The organism is Streptomyces monomycini (assembly GCF_022271435.1).
GTDB lineage: Bacteria > Actinomycetota > Actinomycetes > Streptomycetales > Streptomycetaceae > Streptomyces > Streptomyces monomycini.
Window position 1 is genome coordinate 83802 of record NZ_JAFIQY010000001.1, and the last position, 18183, is coordinate 101984.

Here is an 18183-nt window from a genome sequence, read left to right on the forward strand (position 1 = left end):
GGACCGTACGCCGGTCCGAGCCCCGGTCGGTCCTCGGCGGACGTGTGGTCACAGCAGGCCCAGATCCCGGGCGCGCAGTGCGGCCTGGGTACGGTCGCGCAGGCCGAGGCGGCCGAGGATGCGGGAGATGTGGTTCTTCACGGTGCCTTCGCTGAGGTAGAGCTGCGCGGCGATCTCCCGGTTGGTGCGGCCTTGTGCCACGAGGCGCAGGATGTCGATCTCGCGCGGGCTGAGGGCGACGCCCGGCTCCGCCCCGGGGCCCGCGGTGGGCAGGGAGTCGGTGAGGTGGCGGGTCACGGAGGCGTCGAGCTGGGTGACGCCCGCGTGCGCGAGCCGGACCGCGTGGGCGAGTTCGCCGGCCGGCAGGTCCTTGAGCAGATAGCCGCAGGCTCCCGCGCGCAGGGCTTGGACGACGTACTCCTTGTCGTCGAACGTCGTCAGCATCACCGTCCGGCACTCCGGCGCCTCGCCCCGCAGGACGGCGACCGCCTCGACGCCGTCCATTCCCGGCATCCGGACGTCCATCAGTACGACGTCCGGGCTGAGTTCGAGCACCTTCGCGACGGCTTCGCGGCCGTCCACCGCGGTGCCGACGACCGTGATGCCCGGCCGGATGGCGAGCAGCGAGGCGATGCCGTCCCGGATGAGCCGCTGGTCGTCCACGACGAGTACCCGTACCGACGCCGCCACCTCGCTCATCTCACGCCTTCCTCACGGCGGCCCCGCGGCACCGTCACCGTCAGCCGGGTCCCCTTGCCCGGGCCGCTGTCGATGTGCACGCTCCCGCCCACCAGGTGCACCCGTTCCCGCATGCCGACCAGCCCGAACCCGGTGGCGGCCCCGTCCGGGGTGAAGCCGTGGCCGTCGTCGGACACCACGAGGCGTGCCGCGTCCGCTGTCAGGCGGACCGCCACCGTGACCCGCGAGGCCCGCGCGTGGCGGCGCGCGTTGGTCAGGCCTTCCTGCGCGGCCCGGTAGAGCGCGGTCAGCTCCGCCGGGCCGTAGCCGTCCTCGGCACCGTCCACCTGCACGGTGACCTGGGGCCGGTCCTCGCCGTCGCGCGCCAGCCCCGCGAGCATCGCCGTCAGCGGCCTGTGTGGCTCCTCGTCCCGCAGTGCCCGCACCGACTGCCGTACGTCGCCCAGCGCGCGCTTCACCGACAGTCGCGCCTCGTCGACCGCGCGCTGCGCGGAGTCGGGTTGCAGAATCCGGAACTCGGAGGCGATCTGCAGCTGTACGGAGACCGCGGTGAGGTGGTGCCCGAGGCTGTCGTGGATGTCCCGCGCGAGGCGGTTGCGCTCGGCCGCGGCGGACAGGTCCGCGACCTGCGCGGCGTACTGCTCCAGGGCGCGCCGTCCGCGCTGTTCACCGATGGCGACAGCCGCCATGGAGAGGGCGAGGATGAGGCCGACGCAGAGCATCAGCAGGTCGGCCACGCGCTCCACGTCGCGGTGCCAGCCCGGCTCGGTCAGCGCGTATCCGGTGAGGAGTCCGGCCACGCACAGCGCCGCCAGCGCGAGTGCGACACCGCGCCCGCACACGAAGTAGGCGGTGAACGGCAGGAGGACGAAGAGGGCCTGGGCCAGCCCCGACTCGTCGAGAGCGACCACCCCGGCGATCAGTCCGACCCGCGCGAGCATCGGCACGCAAGCCCGGACGGGGAGGCCGCGCCGCTCCACCGTCTCCAGGGCGACCAGCGCCGCGAGCCCCGTTGCGAAACCAGCCGTGCGCCAGAGTGGCGGACCGGGGCCGGGGGCGAGGCCGGCCACCGTGTAGTAGAGACCGCCGACCAGCACCGCGGCGTACAGCAGGGGCGACACCCACGGCACCGGTACGTACGCCGCCATGCGCCCACCCCCCTCCTGCCTGCCGCCCAGGCTAGGCGGGCGGCGGCCGGGGAGCGAGGGCACGGGGCGGGCGCCGGCGAATGTGGCCGGGCGGCACGTGCCGGCCAGCCGTACGGCAGGTGACTCCCGGCGGCGGTTCTCGCCGTTCCACATCTGCCGGGAACGGCCGGCGGCTCTTTAGCGTTCTCGGCCCCGGCCCGCCAAGCCCTGGGCCGGGGCGGCCCTTCGACGCATGGGAGCGTCTCATGCCCACACCCCAGTACGGTCGGCTCACCTGCACCGGCGTGCTGTCCGGCACCCTGTCCGGGCTCTTCACCGCCCTGCCCGCGTTCGTCGAGATCTTCACCGGGGAGACCGCGACGACCAGTTTCTTCCTCGCCCTGGCCCCCGCGCTCGCGCTGCCGCTGCTGGCCGCGATGCACCAGCGTCAGAGCACGGTCACCGGCCGCTTCGGGGAGACGGCCTACGTCATCAACCTCATCGGCCTCGGCCTGTTCGGCGGCGCCGCGTTCGCCTCGAACCTCGTGCTGTTCTACTTCGACGATGCGGTCGTCAAGAAGACCCTGACCGGCCCCACGGTGCCCGCGCTCATCGGTTGCGCGGCCGTCTTCGCCGTGGGCTGCGCGCTGTTCGGGGCGGCGACGGTGCGGGCCCGGGTGTTTCCGCGGGTCCCGTCATGGGCGTACGCGACCGTGCCGCCCCAATTAGCGTTCCTGACCGCCCTGCCCGAATCCGCGCTTACCAGCGCCCTGCACATCGCGGTCGGCGCCACCTTGATCTGGCTCGCTTCCGCCCTGTGGCAGCCCGCCCGGACGGCGGCCCTACGGGCGGAAGCCCTCGCAGGCGGCACCGGTCCCGGCTGAACCCGGCTCCGGCGGCCTCGGCGGCCGGGCCCGGGGAGGCACGGGCGGGCAGCCGGACGTCCTTCCGACGGCCGGCTGCCCGCCCCCGTCCGCCTGTTCGGTCTCCTGAGCGCCGGCGTGCGCATCCGTCCGTCGGAGGCGTGCGCCATCGCGGTACGGACGCCGCGCACGCCCCTTGTGCGCCGGTGGCGGCCGGCGGAAGGATAGTTAATGGTGAAAGTACCCCGGGCACCGGTAAACGCCGGCGGCCTATGGAGAGGCGCGGGGCGGTATGCGGGCGCCGCCCCCGGGCGAAGAGAGGTGCCGGGGTACACGGGCGGCTGATCGGGCCGTCGATTCCTGTCGGACGGGTAGTCAGGAGCTTTTCCCCTTATTGGTACTGGCCGATCGGCCGGCGGAGCAAGCGTGCGGTACGGCGGGATCCGGCGAGTGGTAGGGGAGCACATCCATGTCGTCTCTGCGGTCGGCGTCGTCTTCGCGGTCGGCGCCCCGAGTTTCTGCGAGCACGACCTTCTCGGACTATGCGGTCACCACCGCCACACGTCTTCTGGGCAGCGCGGGCGTGGATGCCGGCCAGGGGACGAGGGCGCTGCGGACGATGCTGTCGCCGTGGGGCGCGAGGCGGATAGGAACGCGTCCCGGCTGGCACTCCGACGTATGCGCCGACGGATCGCCGATCGAGTTCTCCGCGGCCTTTTCCCGAGAGGGTCTGCAGGTCCGGGCGCTCGTGGAGGCCTTGCCGGACCGGCTGAGCTCGTCGTCCGCACAGAAAGCCGCGCTCGCTCTCACCCGCGGGCTGACCCAGGAATTCGGCGCCGCCGGTGACCGGCTGGCGGAGGTGTCGGACCTGTTCCTGCCGGCCGAGAATCCCACCGGCTTCGCCATGATGCACGCCGCCGCCCTCTCGCCGAACGGTGGGCCCGAATTCAAGGTCTACCTCAATCCGAACGCCAATGCCGGTATGACCGGCATCGAGCGGACACGTGCGGCCCTGGACCGCCTGGGATTCGCCAAGGCCTGGACGGCGGTCACGGAATACGCGGGCCGGGGGTTCGACCTCGACAGAATCGTCTATTTCGGTCTCGATCTGGTCGACGGCCCCGGTTCCCGCGTGAAGGTGTACTTCCGCCACTACGACGCTTCTCCGGCGGAACTCGACACCCGTATGGAGATTTCACTCCAGCACGAGTCCGGACTCCTGGGGGCTTTCTGCCGTCAGCTGACCGGCAGCGACAGTGAGGTACGGGCCCAGCCGCTCGTCAGCAATCTGACGTTCACGACCGCCGGCGGACACCAGCCGGTGTCCGCGACGCTGTACGTCCCGCTGTGGCTGCACACGGCGAGCGACCGGACCGTCCGGGACCGCATCAGCTCGGTCATGCGGGGGATGGGCCTGCCCGTCGGCCGCTACCGGTCGCTGCTGCACCACATGGCCCGGCGTCCGCTCGCGTCCGGCCGGGGCATCCACACGTACGCGTCGGCGCGTGTGCAGCACGGCCGTCCCCGCCTGACCACGTACTGGTCGCCCGAACTCTACGACCGGTATCCGCCGGCCCGATACCAACGGGGGTGAGCGCCATGGCGCTGCCCGGCATGTACCGTCCGCTGTTCGACGACGCGCAGGTCCGGCCGGGCCTGCTGCGCCGCCGGTCGCCTCTGCGCTGGGGCGCTCATCCGCCCGGCGTCATCCCGCTGACGGCAGCCGAGCCGGACTTTCCCGGCCCCCCGGTGGTCACGGACGCCGTCATGTCGGCCGTCGCCGACGGGTACTTCCCTTACGCGTCGCCCCCGGAGAGCGGTGAGCTCCGGGAAGTCTTCTCCGACGTGGCCGCGACCCGTTACGGAATCGGCAACCGCCCCGACCTCGTGGTGCCGACCCCGGGCACCGCTGCCGCGCTCTGGGGCGTGGTGCGACTGCTGTGCGAAAAGGGGGACGAGTGCATCGTGCTGGACCCGGTCGACCTGCTGTTCGGCCAAGCCGTCGAAGCCGCGGGGGCCCGGCCGGTCCACTGTCCGGTGGACAAGAGCACGGGGTGCCTGGACCCGGACCGGCTCGCCTCTCTGATCACTCCGCGCACCGCCTTGATCTGCCTGTGCAATCCGCACAACCCGCTGGGCACGGTCTTCCCCGCGGCAATTCTCCGGGCAGTGGCGGAGGCGGCGGGTGCCCATCGCATACCGATCCTGTCCGACGAGGTGTGGAACGAGATCGTGTATCCGCCCGCCGCACACGTCAGCACGGCGAGCCTGGACACGGAGAACGGCCCACGCGTCTACACGGTGACCGGCCTGTCCAAAACGTTCGCCTTACCGGGGCTGCGGATGGGATTCGTGATCGCCCCGACCCGGCGGGAAGCCGACGCGCTGCGGCTCACTTTCCAGCGTCTCGGCGCCACGTACAGCATGACCCCCTTCACCCAGGCCGGCGCCCTGGCCGCCCTGCGGCACGGCTGGCCCTGGAAAGATGCCTTCTTGGAGCATCTGCAGAAGGTACGGGACTACTGCGTGGACCGGTTGAACGCCATTCCGGGAATGACGTGCAGCCGCCCGGAAGGAACGTACGTCCTGTTCCCTGATGTGTCCGCCACCGGAATGAGCAGCCGGGCCATGGCCGAATTCCTCCTGTCGCGCGCCCGGGTGGCGGTGGTGCCCGGTACACCGGAGTGGTTCGGCCCGGCCGCCGAGGGCAACGTCCGTATCAGCTACGCCACGTCCCTGGGGGTCATGGAAGAGGCCTTGGCCCGCATCGCGAGGGCCGTCGAAGAACACGTCACCGGTGGCCCGGCCCCTCTCCCGACCACCGGAACGCGGTAACCGTGCGTCCCCTCCCCTACCCCGGGGGCATCAGCCTCGCAGCCGTGCCTTCAACGCGTACCACCACGACGTACGCCTCCGCCGGGCGGGAACCGGCAGGGACACCACCGACGGCATCGGAACAGCGGGCTCGGCGGCGGGCGGTACACCGCCGACCGGGCCACTCCCGTGCTCGGGCTCGGTCTCCGCGAGGGCACGGCCCGGGCCGGCAGACGCGGCGGAACTCGGCGACCGGGGCGCGGTGAACGTCACCGGAAGGCTGGTCAGGTGCCGTGTCATCCAGCCCGACTTCCACCGCAGCTGCTCCTCGGGGATGCGCAGCCGTACGTCGGGGAGCCGCGCCAGCAGCGTGTCGATGCCGGTGTCGGCGATGGCACGGCCGATGTTCTGCCCGGGGCACTCCTGGGGACCGCTGCTGAAGGCGAGATGCGAGCGGTTCCCGAGCAGCGGTACGGCAGGGTCCGGCCGGACGGCCGGGTCGTGGTTCCCGGCGGCCAGGCTGAGCAGCAGCATGTCCCCCGCCTCGATCTTCTGACCGCCGACCTCCGTGTCCACGGCGGCCCAGCGGCCCGGGACGGTCATCAGCGGCGGTTCGCTCCACAGCACCTGTTCCACCACGTCGGGCAAGGTCATCTGCCCGCCGGCCAGCGACGCGTGGCAGCGGGGGTCGGTCAGCACCATCCGCAGGGTGCTCTTGAGGAGGTTGACCGTGGTCTCGTTGGCGGCGATGAGGATGACCCGCAGGTGGTTCCACACCTCCTCGTCGGTCAGCCCCGAGGAGTGTTCGATCAGCCAGGACGTGATGTCGTGGCCGTGGCTCCCGCGCTTGCGCCGTACGAGATCGGTGAGGGTCTCCACGATGAACGCGTTGCTGGCCACCGAGGTCGCGGTGCCCGCCACCATGTCCCTGCTGGCCGCGACCAGCCGCGGCCCGTACTCGTCGGGCATGCCCAGCAGCTGCGTCAGGACGAGCATGGGCAGGTGTTCGCAGAACTCCGCGGCCAGGTCCGCCTCCCCCCGCTCGGCGAAGCCGTCGATCAACTGGTGCGTGAACCGGGTGATGTGCCGCCGGATCCCGCGGCGGTTGAAGCGCTCCAGGCTGTCGGTGACCGCCAGGCGCAGCCTGCTGCGCTCCTCGCCGTCCAGGAACAGGCAGACCGGCTGCCAGGCGATCATCGGGAGCAGCGGGGAGTCCGGTGGGACCCGCCCTTCCCTGAACCAGCGCCAGTTGCGGGAGTCGCGGCTGAACCGGGCGGGGGTACCGGCGACCTCCAAGATCTCGCGGTACCCGAGGACGAGCCAGGCCGGCAGGTCGCCGTCGAGCAGGACGGGCGCGACGGGCCCGTGCCGGGCGCGCAGCCGCTCGTACAGGCCCATGGGGTCCTCGGCCGCCTCGGGGCCGAAGAGCCGCGCCAGTCCGTCCGTGGCGCCGAACCGGTCGTGGGCCGGGCACTGCGGCGGCGGGGTGGGTGCCCACGCGGTGCGGGACTGTTCGTGGGGAGAGGAGGTCACCGTCGCTCCGGGTTCGTCGTGGTGAGGGCGTGCAGATAGCGCATGAGGGTCAGCAGGCCGTCGCGGCTGGAGACGCGTTCGCGGGCATCACAGTCGATCACCGGCACCCCGTCGGGTATGTCCAGGGCCTGCCGGAGTTCGGACGCCGGGTACGTGGGGGCGTCCGGGAAGGCGTTGATGGCGACGATGAAGGGCACCCCCCGTTCCTCCAGCCGGCCCATCACGTCGAAGCTGTCCTCCAGCCGCCGGGTGTCGATGAGGACCACGGCGCCCAGTGCCCCTTCGAAGAGCCCGTTCCACAGGAACCAGAACCGTTGCTGGCCCGGCGTGCCGAAGACGTAGAGCACCAGCTCGTCGCTGAGGGTGATCCGGCCGAAGTCCATCGCCACGGTGGTCTCGTTCTTGCGCTCGACACCGGCGATGTCGTCCACCCCGGCGCCGGCCTGCGTCATGATCTCCTCGGTGGTGAGCGGCCTGATCTCGCTGACCGATCCGACCAGGGTGGTCTTGCCGACCCCGAAGCCGCCGACGATCACCACTTTCACCGCGGTGGTGACCGAGGCCGGCAAGGTGTCCTCGCGCCGGGGGCCGACGACGGGTTCAGAGATTCTGTAGTCCATGCATCACCGCCTCCAAAAGTTCGACGTCGGGCAGCGACTGGGTCAGCGCCGACGCCCGGGCTTCGACGTGTCCGCTCGCCAGGAGGTCCGTGAGCAGTACGGTGATCACGGAGACCGGCAGATGGAGGTAGGCGGAGAGTTCGGCGACGGACAGCGGGTAGCCGCATATACGGACGATGGCGGCGAGTTCGGGCTGCATGCCCGGGCCGGGTTCGTTGCGGCTCACGATCAGCGTGACCATGTCCAGGGAGGAGTGCCGCTCGGGCACCTGCCGGCCGGACGTGATGACGTAGAGCCGCTCGGGGCCGCCCTCTTCCCAGGCCCGGTGCTGGTCCTGCTCCGGATCGCTCATGGGGCCTGCCGGTCCGCCCGCGGCGGGCTGCTGAGGTGCTGACCGATCCGGGCGACCAGATCACGCATCCGCTGCCCTATCAGGCCGGCGTCCACGTCGTCGTCGGCGAGCACCGCCAGATAGGCTCCCGCGCCGGCCGCCATCAGGTAGAAGAAGCCGCCGTCGACCTCGACGACGACGAGTTTCATCCGGCCGTCACCGCGCGGGAATTCCGAGGCGATGGCCGCCGACAGGCTCTGCAGTCCGGCACAGGCGGCGGCGAGGCGGTCGGCGGTGTCGGTCTCCGTACCGAACTGCGCCATGCACAAGCCGTCCGAGGACAGCACCACGACATTACGGGTCTGCGGGACGCTGGACGCCAACTCCTCCAGCATCCAGTCCATGTTGAGCCGCTGCTTTGTCGCCACTTGCTCACTCATCCTTGTCTGCTGGCTCATCTGCCGGCTCGGTCACTGCTCGGGCTCTTCATCGCTCGGACGCCGGGGGCGCCGCGCCGGGGCCTCCCCCGAGGACGTGCCGGAGTCCTCCTCCGGGCCACCGTCGAGGAATGCGGACATCCACAACCCGGCCGGCGCGGAGTGGCCGTCCGACGCCGGAGGGCGGGGGGCGGTGGCGGACGGCGTCGTCTGCTGCGGCCGGACGGCCGGGATCACGGCGCGGGTGCGCCGCCTGCGCTGCGGGAGCCCGTTGGCGGTACGGGGACCGTCGGCGGGCACCGGCTCCTCGGCGACCGCTTCGGCCCGGTGCTTCGGGCCGCTGGGGCGGCGGGGCGGCGGCAGGACCGGCGCCTTGGCCAAAGCTCCGCCGGGCACCGGGGTCACGGTGATCAGTTCCGGCGGTACGACCAGCACCACCCGTACGCCACCGTACGCGGAGACGCGCAGGGAGACCTTGAAGTGGTTCGTGTGGGACAGCCGGCCGACCACGGCCAGACCGAGTCGCGGCGACTCCCCCAGGTCGTCCAGGTCCAGTCCGCCGGCGGCGTGCTGCGCCAGGGCCCGCTCGGCGCGGATGCGGGCCTCGTCGGTCAGACCGAGCCCGGCGTCCTCGATCTCGACGGCCACGCCGGACTGCACCTCGGCCGCGGTCAGATGGACACGGGTCTGGGGCGGTGAATAGCGGGTGGCGTTGTCCAGCAGCTCGGCCACGGCATGGATCAGCGGCTCGGCCGCACGGCCGAGAACGCCGACGTCGGCCACCGAGTGCAGCTCGACGCGCTGGTAGTCGGTGATCCGGGACATGGCGCCGCGCAACACGTTGAACAGCGGGATGTCCTTCTGCCACTGGCGCCCCGGCCGGGCACCGCCGAGGACGGCGATGCTGTCCGCCAGCCGGCCGATCAGCGCGGTCCGGTGATCGAGGTGCAGCAGGTCGCCGAAGACCTGTGGGTCCTGGCCGTGCCGGTCCTCCATCTCGCGTAGCTCCAGGGCCTGTTGATGCACGATGGCCTGGACGCGCCGGGCGATGTTGACGAAGGCTCGCTGGGCGGCGTCACGCAGGTCCTCCTCGGCCTCCACGGCTTGCAGGACATAGCGCAGCACCGCGTGGTGTGCGGCTTCGAACCGGGGGCTCACCCGTGAGGGACGGCCGGTACTGCGCAGTACGTCCTCGACCGAGATGCCCTGCTGGAGCCGCGCCATGGCCTCCGGCAGGATCTCCTTGGCCATCCGTACCGTCTCGACCTCCTGCTCGGCCAACTGCCGTTGCAGGGCGGCCTCTCTCTCGGCGTACTGCTCGCGCAGCGCGTCCATCGCGCGGCCCCGGCGCGCGGCCTTGAAGTCCGCGGCGGCCACGGCCGCGGTCGCGAGGACGCCGATCCAGACGGCGTGGGCACGGGCCGCCGAAGGCAGCAGAGGGACAGCCACGGCCACACATATGGCCAGGAGCACGGGTGGCAGCGGCCACCTTGCGGTGGAGGCCGGCCCCGGCCTTCCGGGTGACGCATCAGCACGAACCATCGGCAGCCTCGGAGCATGAAGGGAAGGGACAGGACGTCGTACACGGAAATGCACGTACGCAGGAAAGGCGGCGGAAGACGCGGTGGGCGACCGTTGCTTCGCACACACCGAACAATCACCGCAGTGCACGCCAGGCCGACGTGCCGCGCACGGTCAACCGGGTTCCAGAACCCCGGACGCCTCGCGCGGCGGCGACCTCACGACAGTTACCGGCGACGTGCCGCAACTGCTCACAACTCGCTGCGCGGCTGTGAGCATAGCGGGGCGCGATTGGCTCGGAGGGGCATGTGCACACAACACCTGAATGCACTTACGTACGAATATCAGAAGAATCGTTTGGCGCTAGCCGTTCAAAGGAATCGCGTGGAGGCGTGGCGATTGCGAGGTGAATGCCCGCATTTCCTTGTGCGGCCTCGATTTCCGATCAAGCGGGAGTGCCGTCGGTCGTGACGATCTGCCATGCTCCGCGAGGGCGGCCGGCGGCGAGCCGATGACCGTCGTACCTGCTCACACCTGTTGCTCGGCGGCCGTGCCCAACGGCTGGGCCGGTGCCGCCCGTTCCGGAAACGATCGCCGCGGCCGGGCCGCCGCCCCGTCGCAGCCGTACCATCGCGACTCCCGAAGCGCGACGGCACCGGCGTCTGAGCGAGTTGGAGCGGGAGTACGGCGCGCGTCTGGGGGTGTACGCGCTCGCCACCGGGACGGGGGCGAGCGTGACGCACCGGGCGGACGAGCGCTTCGCGTTCTGTTCCGCGTTCAAGGGGCCGGCGGCCGCGGCGGTTCTGCACCGTAACGGGTCGGCCTTCCGAAGGGCCGGCCCGTGGCCGACAAGACCGGGGCCGGGGACTACGGCACACTCAACGACATCGCCATCGCGTGGCCTACGGAATCCGCGCCACCGGTCGTCGTCTCGATCATGTCCAGCAAGCCTGCCAAGGATGCCGCGTACGACCAGCAACTCCTCGCCAGGGCCGCGGAATACGCGGTGGCCACGCCCACGTGACTATACGTGGAAGCGGGTGGTCTCGTGCAGTTCGGCGCGGCGGACGGTGATGTTGTTGATGGGTGCGGAGGTGTCCGCGTAACCGAAGGAGATGCCGAACAGAAGCTTGTTGTGAGTCGTGCCGTTGCTGTCGCCGGTGAGGCCCAGTGACTCGCGGACGGTATCGACGTAGAAGCTCAGCAGACCTAGGCCCCGTAGAAATTCAGGCGCTCGGCGTTGAATGCCGCGCGCTCTTCATGCTCGTCGCGACCGATGCCCAGTGCGCCGTACATCGTCGCGCCCGTCTCGCGGCGACGCCGCGCGTACGCACCGGTGTACAAATCGTCTTGGAAGGAGCCACGCCGGCCAGGGAGAAGACGGACAGGCAACTGTGAGACAAGTTCCGTCAGCAGTTCCAGGTAATCGGCCTTCAGTTCGTCGACGGCGACGCGTACCGGGTGGGTGCGGTCGGGGAATTCGACGGACGCGTTCGCCGGCGGGCAGCCCCGGTATCCGGGCTCACTGTTCTGGTCGGCGATGGCGGCGATGACGTGACGGAGCTGCGCCGCCGGGTCGTCCGGGCAGGCGGCGCGTGCCGTCTCCAGCCAGACGCGGGAGGGCACCGCTTTCGCCGTAGTACCGATCGGTACGCGAGGCGTCGAAAGTGCCGGGGAAGGAGGTGAGTTGCCGTGACAGGTGACAGCGGGGTGCGGCGGTCAGCCGGGGCCGGCGGTGAGTTGTGTGAGGTCCACCGAGTCGGCGCCCGGGTCCGGTGCCGGGACGAGGAGGCAGACAGCGGCTACGGCCGCGAGCGCCCCGACCAGGCAGAGCGCACCCGTACGCCCCTTGGCCCAGCGGGCGTTGAACCGTACGGGATCCTCCACCAGCACCTTGGACAGCCACCCGGCGGCGAGGGACACCGCAAGGAGGACCGCCGTACGGGCCCAGCCGCCGAAACCGAGCACGTCCTCGGAGAGGAGCAGGTAGACCGGCCAGTGCCAGAGGTAGAGGCTGTAGGAGACGGCGCCCAGCGAACGGAGGGGCCCGCTTCCCAGGAGACGGCCGACCGGTCCGGCCGGGTGGTGCGCGAGCAGGGCGATCAGCAGGGCCGCGGCCAGGGCGTGGAGGAAGAGGCCACCGCGGAAGAGGAAGGGGTCGCCTGGACCACCGGTCAGGCACCAGTACGCGCCGAGGCCGCACATCAGGGCAGCACAGAGGCCATCGGCCAGGCGCCCGGGCGTCCTCGACAGCAGGCGGCGTACCGGATCGGTCGCCATCAAGGCGCCCAGCAGCAGCGAGAAGGCGCGGGTGTCGGTGCCCTCGTACACGCGCGTGGTGTCCGGGCCGTGCGCGAGGGCGATCATGGCAACGAGGGAGGAGACCGCACCGGCGGCGGCGATCACCGGCACGAGACGGCGTGTGACGCGCCTCCGGGCGAGGACCGCGACCACCACCGGCCAGACTGCATAGAACTGCCACTCCACCCCGATGCTCCACAGGTGGCTGAAGACACGGGTGTCGCCGTCGTTCCAGTAGCCGACCTGGTCGCTGATGAAGTGCCAGTTCGTCGCCTGGAGCGCGGCCCACGGGCCGTCCTCCAGGGCGAAGCCCAGCAGATACGCCGGCCCGGCCGCCCGGACCAGGAGCAGCACCGCGACGATCAGCACGATCAGCGCGGGCAGCAGGCGGCGTGCCCGGCGTTCCCAGAAGGCCGCGAGGCGGACCGTACCGTTCCGGTCCGCGGCTTCCTTGAGCAACAGGCCGGTGATGAGGAAGCCGGACAGGACGAAGAAGAGGTCCACGCCGAGGAAGCCGCCGCCGAAGTGCCCGGCGTGGAAGATCAGCACCCCCAGGACGGCGACGCCGCGCAGACCGTCCAGGGGGGTGATGTGCCGCCCGGTCGCGCGCGGTCCGGGTCGGCCGTGGCGGCGGGAAGGCAGCGGGGAGGGCGGTGGGGAGGGCGGCGCGGCCGCAGACGTCGGCATGAACGGTCCTTCTGGGGGCGGCGAGAGGAAGCAACAGCAGGGGGCGGGAGATGTCGCCCGGGACAGGCGGCGGCGACCGGTGGTAGGGCTGTCGCTCGGGGCAGCGCACCGGCCGTCGCCGCAGTTTCAGCTGCTACACGGGCGGCGGTCTACGGCAGCCGGCAGAGGCGGCGGCGCGGACAGGGGCCACGGACAGACAAGGGGCACGGGCGACGGGCACGGGCAGGGGCCACAACGACAGCCGCACGCATGAGGCGTACGGCTCACCCGCACTTGAGCTGGCCGTAGACCTTGTCGCCGGTCCACGAGCCCTTCGCCCACCGGTCGGCGGCAGCGGGCGTGAAGGAGTACTGCTTGCCCAACTGCTGCCCGAACCAGTTGGCGAACGCCGCGGAGCCCTGTTGGCAGGAGTGGATGCCGTCCTTGCTGCGCTGGGCCTTGGCCGCGGCGCTGTCGGTGCCCCACAGCGCGGAGGCGTCGAGGTAACGGATCTGCCCCGCGTTCTTCCCGGCCGCTTCCTCGGCCGCCTTCGGCGCCGACGCGATGGCGGCTTCGTGGCCCTTGTAGAACTCGTCGATCTTGAACGGTGGGGCGGAGACGATGACGAGTTCGGCGCCCGCGTCCTCAGCCACCTTCGCGAGGCGCTCGTACGAGCTGCTCTGCTGGGCGGGTGTTCCCCAGTCGTAGGTGGTGACCTGGTAGGCGATGACGTCCGGGTGGAAGGACCCGACCGCCTTGGACAGGTCCTTGAAGGTGCCGTCGGCGAATGCGGCGGTGGGGCCGTCGCCCTTGACGACCGTACCGCCGCCCGCGGAAGCGATGGACTTGAACTCCACGCCGCCGGCCTTCATGGCGGCCCCCAGCGCGGGAGCCTCCGCCTCGGCTATCGAGTCGCCCATCCAGAGCAGCTTGGAGAGCTGCTTACCGCCCTTGTTCTCCGCGGGCGACGCGGCGGCGGACGCCGCGCCACCGTCGTTCCCGCTCTTGCCGGACTGCGCGTTGCCGCAGCCGGTGAGGGCGAGGAGGGAGGTGCCCACGACGAGAAGGGCCCCGGCCGCCATGCCCGGTGTCTTCAGTCCTCCGGAGCGCCGCACCGGGGCTGCGAGCGTGGCGGAGGGGCCGGGTGTGGCGGACAGGGCGGACGAGGCGGTCGGGGCGGACTGCTGCGAGGGGGACGGAGTCTGGTCCATGTGCTTGCTGTGCATGCTTCGAGGCAATCACGGCGCACAGGCGATATCGGCGCTTGTCATCTGCCGCTCACATACCGCGGAAAGGCCCGTCATACGACGCTCACCCGGTGACCGCAATAGGGGCCAGCCGCCCCCCCCAATTCACCGGTGAGGGCGGAAGAACTCGGTGAGATCGTGCGCGAGAAGTTCGGGTTCTTCGTGGGCGGCGAAGTGTCCGCCGCGGGGCATACGGGTGTATCTGGTGACGTGGTACGTGCGCTCGGCCCAGCTGCGGGGCGGCTGGGTGAGGTCGGCCGGGAACAGGGCGACGGCGGTGGGGACGTCGACCCGTTCGACCCTCCTCGTCAGGCCCTGGGCGTACTCGTAGTAGGGCCGGAAGGACGTCGAGATCGTACGGGTGAACCAGTAGAGCGATGCCTGGGTGAGGAGGAAGTCGTCACTGAACCGGGACGACAGGTCTCCCCCGCAGTCGCTCCACGCACGGTACTTCTCGACGAGCCAGGCGAGCAGTCCGGTCGGCGAGTCGGCGAGACCGTAACTCAGCGTGAGCGGGCGGGTGCTCTGCTGGTGCATGTACCCGCCTTCTGCCGTGGACCACGCCGCGACGGAATCGAGGTACTTCTGTTCCTCGGGGGTGACGCCGGCCGCGTCGTAGGCGACCGGGGCGGCGACCGCCGTCAGATGGATACCCACCACGGCCTCGGGGTGCGCCTCGCCGAGCCGGGAGGTGACGCCTGCGCCCAGGTCGCTCCCGTGCGCCGCATAGCGCTCGTATCCGAGTTCGTCGTGCAGGAGACGGTGCCAGATCTCGTGTGTCTGCGGGGGCCCGGTGAGCGAGGGCCGCTGGGGCGAGAAGGCGAATCCGGGCAGCGAGGGGACGATGACGGTGAACGCGTCGGCGGCGTCGCCCCCGTACCGCGACGGCGTGGCCAGACGGCGGGCCAGGGCGGTCAGTTCGAGGAAGGAGCTGGGCCACCCGTTGGTCAGGACGAGCGGCAGGGCGCCGGGGCGTTCGCTGTCGAAGCGGAGGTAGTGGACGGGGGTGCCGTCGATGTCCGCGAGGTGGGACGGCAGGGCGTTGATGGCGGCTTCGTGGGTCCGCCAGTCGTACGTGGAGGCCCAGTGGGCGACGAGGCGTCGCAGTTCGTCGGGGTCGGTACCGGCCTCCCCTCCGTCGGCGGGCCAGGGGGCCGGCCAGCGGGTGTGGAGAAGTCGTGAGCGCAGCTCGTTCAGTTCCGCCTCGGTGACGGCGAGCATGGGCGTGTGGCGGGTCACAGGGGTCTCCATGGCTTCGTTCTCACATGACGGGGGGGGTGCCCCTGGCCTGGGCGTCCCGGGGCAGGGTGACGGCGAGCGCCCCGGTCTCGGTCCTGGTCAGCCGGGCGGGCCGAGAGTCCGGTCGATCGCGTCACGCGTGGCCTCGCGCGACTCCGGCGCGGTCGTGAGCAGCGCATGCAGAATCATTCCCTCCAGCAGGGCGTCCAGCCGGGCGGCGCCGTCAAGGCCGGTGAAACGGGCGAGAACGCCACGGCTGCCCTCCGTCCACGTCTGCGTCAGGGATCGCAGTCCGGGGTCGCGGAGCGCGGCCAGGTGCAGCTCGAAACCGAGGACCGCGCTGCGGTGCCGGGCGGGGCCTCCGTGGACGAGATCCACCAGAACGTCGACGAACTGCTCGTGCGTCGCGACGTCCTTGAACAGGTCCTCGAACACCGTGGCCTGCTGCTCGACGTGCCGGGCGAACGCCTGCGCCTGGAGATCGTTCAGGCTGGCGAAGTGATAGGTGACCGACCCGAGCGGCACACCCGCACGGGCGGCGATGTGCCGGTGGGTCGTCCCCGCCACCCCGTACTCCGCGATGACGTCGAGGGCGGCGTCCAGGATGCGCGTCCGGCGGTCGGGATCGTTACGACGGGTCCGCCGCCGCCCGCCACCCGGCCCGGCGGCCCGGCACTCACCACCGGCCGTTTCCTCAGGCGTCTCCTCTTCGGGTGGACCGGGCGGCGGCGGATCACTGTGCAGCATGCGTACAAATGTACAAGCCCTAAGAACAAATGTACAAAGCAAAGCCGTACGGCAGCCCAGCCCCTCCCCTCGCCCCCTCCCTCCCGTCCCTACCGCAGAACGCCCCCTACGCCGACCTGCGATAGCCCCGGAACGCCCACGTGGCCAGGAAGCTCATCACGAGAGCCACAGCAGTAAGCAGGGCCAGGCGCGCCCCGATCGCACTCCAGCCGGCATGGGCCGACATCGCCTGCCGGGCGGCGACTGCCCATTCCACGGGGTTGCGTGCGGCGACGTTCCCGGCCCGGCTCGGGGCGAGGCGAAGGCCCATCACGGCGGAGCTCAGGAACATCAGCGGCAGGGTGGTGAACTGGGAGATGGCGATCAACGTTGCCCGAGTCCGGTGAAGACCTCACGTCCGGCCTCGATGACGGCGTTCTCCGTCTCCCAGGAGAGGTCCGTGTCGTCGAAGGAGAAGACGTCGTAGTCCTTGATGCCGGTGGTCGGTGGCCTGCCTACCACATCCCACCCGGAACCGTTCGGTTCCCGTTCGGCACCGTTCGGTTCCCGCCCAGGGCCTGCACTTCTCGCACCCCGACCGGCGCTGCGGTCTCGCGTTCGGCGGCGCGGTGGGCCAGTTCCGACCAGTTGTCGGCGTACGCGCGGGCCAGTTGGGCGACGGTCCGGCGATGTCCCTGCGGAAGGCCGTCCGTGATCTTCTCCCACTCCTCCGGGCTGACGGTGTGGATGCCGAGCAGCCGCAGCAGGGTGCGGCCGGTGTCGCTGTAGCGCAGGGCCGGGTCGCCCTTGAGGCGGTCCAAGACCCGGCGCCGGTCCGCCACGGGCATGCGGGTACGGGTTGCCGAGCCGCCGAATGCCGGGCGGGGCCCCGGGGGCCTGCCGGGGCCGCGTTCCGGTTGCCCGCCGCGCTTGCCGCGTGCGGCGAGCAGGGGCTCCTCCCCGCGGCTGATCCGGTTGCGCACGTCGCGCGCGGTCTCCGGGGAGATGCCGGTCCGCTGCGCGATCTGCCGGAGTGACAGGTCCGGGTCGGCGGCGATGAGTTCGGCGGCCAGCCTGCGGCCCTGGGCACCGTCGAGCGGGCGGAAGCGGCCGTCCTGGCCGACGCGTCCCCCTTCGGCCGACGCGTCGCCCGGCATCCGCCGGCGGACCTTGGCCACCGTCGCCGGTGCCACTCCCGCGATCGAGGCGATCATCCGGTTCGACCAGATGGGGTGCGAGGCGATGATGCGCTCGGCCGCGCGCTTGCGTTCGGCCTTGGTCAGCGGCAGGCCGTGGCCGGTGTTGGACTCGACGGCGAGGACGAAGGCGTCCGCGTCGTCGCCGTCGAAGAATCGTACGGGGATGGTGGACCAGCCGCGTCGCTCGGCCGCCCGCAACCGGTGTGCGCCGTCGATGACGCGCAGCGTGCCACGGTGGACGATGATGGGGGGCAGCGGCGCGTCGGCGACCGCCAGCAGTTCGATGTGCTCCTGGTTCTCCCCCGAAATCCTCGGCGAATCGCTCACCGACAAGGCACTGATCTCGACGTCGACGACCGTGTGCAGGTCGACTTGCGACTGCCCGGGTTCCACTTGCCCCTCCTCGGTCCGTATGCTCCTCGGTCCGTATTTCCCATACGCCCCCCCAGCGCTTTACGCCTTCCGTCCAGTCGGCTTTCGGAATTCGAGAGAGAGCGGTAACGGTTCCGGAGCGGCGCAGCGCATCCGCTCGTATGCGCTCCCCCGCTCCGGCCCCGCTCGACGCGGCGGTCCGGAAACCGGCGGCCCGTCCCCAAGCCGATGGCCCGCCGCCGCGCCGCCACGGCCGGGTCGTTCCAGGTGGCCGTGGTCGAACGGCATTCCCGGCCGGAGCCCGGCGGTTTCCCGTGCCGGGCGTCCGTGGCTCGAAGGTGCCGTTGTGCTGCTGATGCTGGGCCGGTGCGCCGGGGCGGGGAAGAGGGCTTTTGTCCAGGACTTGTCCAGCACTTGTCCGGCCTGCTCAGGGCGGGGGTCAGCCCCGTTTCCGGACAACTGTGGGAAATTTGTCCGGTGAGAATTCC

At 71.1% G+C, this 18183-nt stretch carries 19 protein-coding genes and 1 pseudogene; 5 read left to right on the top strand and 15 right to left on the bottom strand.

The genetic code is table 11. The annotated features are described in order from the left end of the window. Positions 1-48: 48 nt before the first annotated feature. Together JXZ78_RS00405 and JXZ78_RS00410 are read right to left on the bottom strand one after the other, a co-directional pair. Entirely contained in the window at positions 49-699 is a 651-nt protein-coding gene (locus JXZ78_RS00405; protein ID WP_030019744.1) for a response regulator, read from the bottom strand. Then, a complete protein-coding gene (locus JXZ78_RS00410; RefSeq protein WP_030019745.1) occupies positions 696-1847 on the bottom strand; it encodes a sensor histidine kinase in 1152 nt (383 codons plus the stop codon). Before JXZ78_RS00410 ends, JXZ78_RS00405 begins: the two co-directional genes overlap by 4 nt. A 245-nt stretch (positions 1848-2092) precedes the next feature. On the opposite strand from JXZ78_RS00410, the gene JXZ78_RS00415 reads away from it, so the two are divergent. The 3 genes from JXZ78_RS00415 to JXZ78_RS00425 all read left to right on the top strand — a co-directional run bounded on the left by JXZ78_RS00415 (position 2093) and on the right by JXZ78_RS00425 (position 5524). Further along, complete coding sequence (locus JXZ78_RS00415) at positions 2093-2710, top strand: hypothetical protein (protein WP_050502393.1); 618 nt, start codon at positions 2093-2095, stop codon at positions 2708-2710. Positions 2711-3158: 448 nt separating this feature from the next. Beyond that, positions 3159-4283, top strand: coding sequence for a tryptophan dimethylallyltransferase family protein (locus JXZ78_RS00420; protein ID WP_078624191.1), 1125 nt, complete (start codon positions 3159-3161; stop codon positions 4281-4283). 5 nt (positions 4284-4288) lie between these two features. Further along, on the top strand, positions 4289-5524 hold the full coding sequence (locus JXZ78_RS00425) for a pyridoxal phosphate-dependent aminotransferase (protein WP_238782627.1): 1236 nt from the start codon (positions 4289-4291) through the stop codon (positions 5522-5524). Between the two features lie 30 nt (positions 5525-5554). Here JXZ78_RS00425 and JXZ78_RS00430 read toward each other — a convergent pair whose 3' ends face one another. The 5 genes from JXZ78_RS00430 to JXZ78_RS00450 all read right to left on the bottom strand — a co-directional run bounded on the left by JXZ78_RS00430 (position 5555) and on the right by JXZ78_RS00450 (position 9966). Further along, the gene (locus JXZ78_RS00430; protein ID WP_030019749.1) at positions 5555-7036 is read right to left on the bottom strand and encodes a cytochrome P450; all 1482 of its coding nucleotides are present in this window, start codon (positions 7034-7036) and stop codon (positions 5555-5557) included. Continuing rightward, positions 7033-7656 (bottom strand): GTP-binding protein, encoded by a 624-nt coding sequence (locus JXZ78_RS00435; RefSeq protein ID WP_030019750.1) that lies wholly within the window; start codon positions 7654-7656, stop codon positions 7033-7035. Before JXZ78_RS00435 ends, JXZ78_RS00430 begins: the two co-directional genes overlap by 4 nt. Then, complete coding sequence (locus JXZ78_RS00440) at positions 7637-8008, bottom strand: DUF742 domain-containing protein (RefSeq protein ID WP_030019751.1); 372 nt, start codon at positions 8006-8008, stop codon at positions 7637-7639. Before JXZ78_RS00440 ends, JXZ78_RS00435 begins: the two co-directional genes overlap by 20 nt. Beyond that, positions 8005-8391 (bottom strand): roadblock/LC7 domain-containing protein, encoded by a 387-nt coding sequence (locus JXZ78_RS00445; RefSeq protein WP_030019752.1) that lies wholly within the window; start codon positions 8389-8391, stop codon positions 8005-8007. The genes JXZ78_RS00440 and JXZ78_RS00445 overlap by 4 nt, the downstream gene beginning before the upstream one ends. A gap of 66 nt (positions 8392-8457) precedes the next feature. Then, a complete protein-coding gene (locus JXZ78_RS00450; protein ID WP_238782584.1) occupies positions 8458-9966 on the bottom strand; it encodes an ATP-binding protein in 1509 nt (502 codons plus the stop codon). Positions 9967-10469: 503 nt separating this feature from the next. Between JXZ78_RS00450 and JXZ78_RS40960 the strand changes: the two are divergent. Beyond that, positions 10470-10760, top strand: a pseudogene (locus JXZ78_RS40960) (class A beta-lactamase); the annotation flags it as partial. 26 nt (positions 10761-10786) lie between these two features. After that, entirely contained in the window at positions 10787-10969 is a 183-nt protein-coding gene (locus tag JXZ78_RS00460; RefSeq protein ID WP_030019754.1) for a hypothetical protein, read from the top strand. A gap of 185 nt (positions 10970-11154) precedes the next feature. Here the strand turns inward: JXZ78_RS00460 and JXZ78_RS00465 are convergent, their stop codons facing one another. The 8 genes from JXZ78_RS00465 to JXZ78_RS00500 all read right to left on the bottom strand — a co-directional run bounded on the left by JXZ78_RS00465 (position 11155) and on the right by JXZ78_RS00500 (position 17716). Continuing rightward, positions 11155-11571, bottom strand: a complete 417-nt coding sequence (locus JXZ78_RS00465; RefSeq protein ID WP_238782585.1) for a TetR family transcriptional regulator C-terminal domain-containing protein — start codon at positions 11569-11571, stop codon at positions 11155-11157. 93 nt (positions 11572-11664) lie between these two features. Then, on the bottom strand, positions 11665-12933 hold the full coding sequence (locus JXZ78_RS00470) for an acyltransferase family protein (RefSeq protein ID WP_030019755.1): 1269 nt from the start codon (positions 12931-12933) through the stop codon (positions 11665-11667). Positions 12934-13196: 263 nt separating this feature from the next. Continuing rightward, positions 13197-14138 (bottom strand): SGNH/GDSL hydrolase family protein, encoded by a 942-nt coding sequence (locus tag JXZ78_RS00475; protein WP_238782586.1) that lies wholly within the window; start codon positions 14136-14138, stop codon positions 13197-13199. 126 nt (positions 14139-14264) lie between these two features. After that, a complete protein-coding gene (locus tag JXZ78_RS00480) occupies positions 14265-15398 on the bottom strand; it encodes an epoxide hydrolase family protein (RefSeq protein WP_238782587.1) in 1134 nt (377 codons plus the stop codon). 99 nt (positions 15399-15497) lie between these two features. Next, the gene (locus tag JXZ78_RS00485) at positions 15498-16145 is read right to left on the bottom strand and encodes a TetR/AcrR family transcriptional regulator (protein WP_078624192.1); all 648 of its coding nucleotides are present in this window, start codon (positions 16143-16145) and stop codon (positions 15498-15500) included. Positions 16146-16251: 106 nt separating this feature from the next. Further along, entirely contained in the window at positions 16252-16512 is a 261-nt protein-coding gene (locus JXZ78_RS00490) for a hypothetical protein (RefSeq protein ID WP_030019759.1), read from the bottom strand. Further along, positions 16509-16646, bottom strand: a complete 138-nt coding sequence (locus JXZ78_RS00495) for a nucleotidyltransferase family protein (protein ID WP_372498380.1) — start codon at positions 16644-16646, stop codon at positions 16509-16511. Before JXZ78_RS00495 ends, JXZ78_RS00490 begins: the two co-directional genes overlap by 4 nt. Next, entirely contained in the window at positions 16640-17716 is a 1077-nt protein-coding gene (locus JXZ78_RS00500) for a ParB/RepB/Spo0J family partition protein (RefSeq protein ID WP_078624193.1), read from the bottom strand. Before JXZ78_RS00500 ends, JXZ78_RS00495 begins: the two co-directional genes overlap by 7 nt. Between the last annotated feature and the right edge of the window lie 467 nt (positions 17717-18183).

Coding starts and splice junctions, on each gene's coding strand:
- JXZ78_RS00405 (WP_030019744.1), bottom strand. CDS start 699: ATGAGCGAGGTGGCGGCGTCGGTACGGGTACTCGTCGTGGACGACCAG.
- JXZ78_RS00410 (WP_030019745.1), bottom strand. CDS start 1,847: ATGGCGGCGTACGTACCGGTGCCGTGGGTGTCGCCCCTGCTGTACGCC.
- JXZ78_RS00415 (WP_050502393.1), top strand. CDS start 2,093: ATGCCCACACCCCAGTACGGTCGGCTCACCTGCACCGGCGTGCTGTCC.
- JXZ78_RS00420 (WP_078624191.1), top strand. CDS start 3,159: ATGTCGTCTCTGCGGTCGGCGTCGTCTTCGCGGTCGGCGCCCCGAGTT.
- JXZ78_RS00425 (WP_238782627.1), top strand. CDS start 4,289: ATGGCGCTGCCCGGCATGTACCGTCCGCTGTTCGACGACGCGCAGGTC.
- JXZ78_RS00435 (WP_030019750.1), bottom strand. CDS start 7,656: ATGGACTACAGAATCTCTGAACCCGTCGTCGGCCCCCGGCGCGAGGAC.
- JXZ78_RS00440 (WP_030019751.1), bottom strand. CDS start 8,008: ATGAGCGATCCGGAGCAGGACCAGCACCGGGCCTGGGAAGAGGGCGGC.
- JXZ78_RS00445 (WP_030019752.1), bottom strand. CDS start 8,391: ATGGACTGGATGCTGGAGGAGTTGGCGTCCAGCGTCCCGCAGACCCGT.
- JXZ78_RS00450 (WP_238782584.1), bottom strand. CDS start 9,966: ATGGTTCGTGCTGATGCGTCACCCGGAAGGCCGGGGCCGGCCTCCACC.
- JXZ78_RS00470 (WP_030019755.1), bottom strand. CDS start 12,933: ATGCCGACGTCTGCGGCCGCGCCGCCCTCCCCACCGCCCTCCCCGCTG.
- JXZ78_RS00475 (WP_238782586.1), bottom strand. CDS start 14,138: ATGCACAGCAAGCACATGGACCAGACTCCGTCCCCCTCGCAGCAGTCC.
- JXZ78_RS00485 (WP_078624192.1), bottom strand. CDS start 16,145: ATGCTGCACAGTGATCCGCCGCCGCCCGGTCCACCCGAAGAGGAGACG.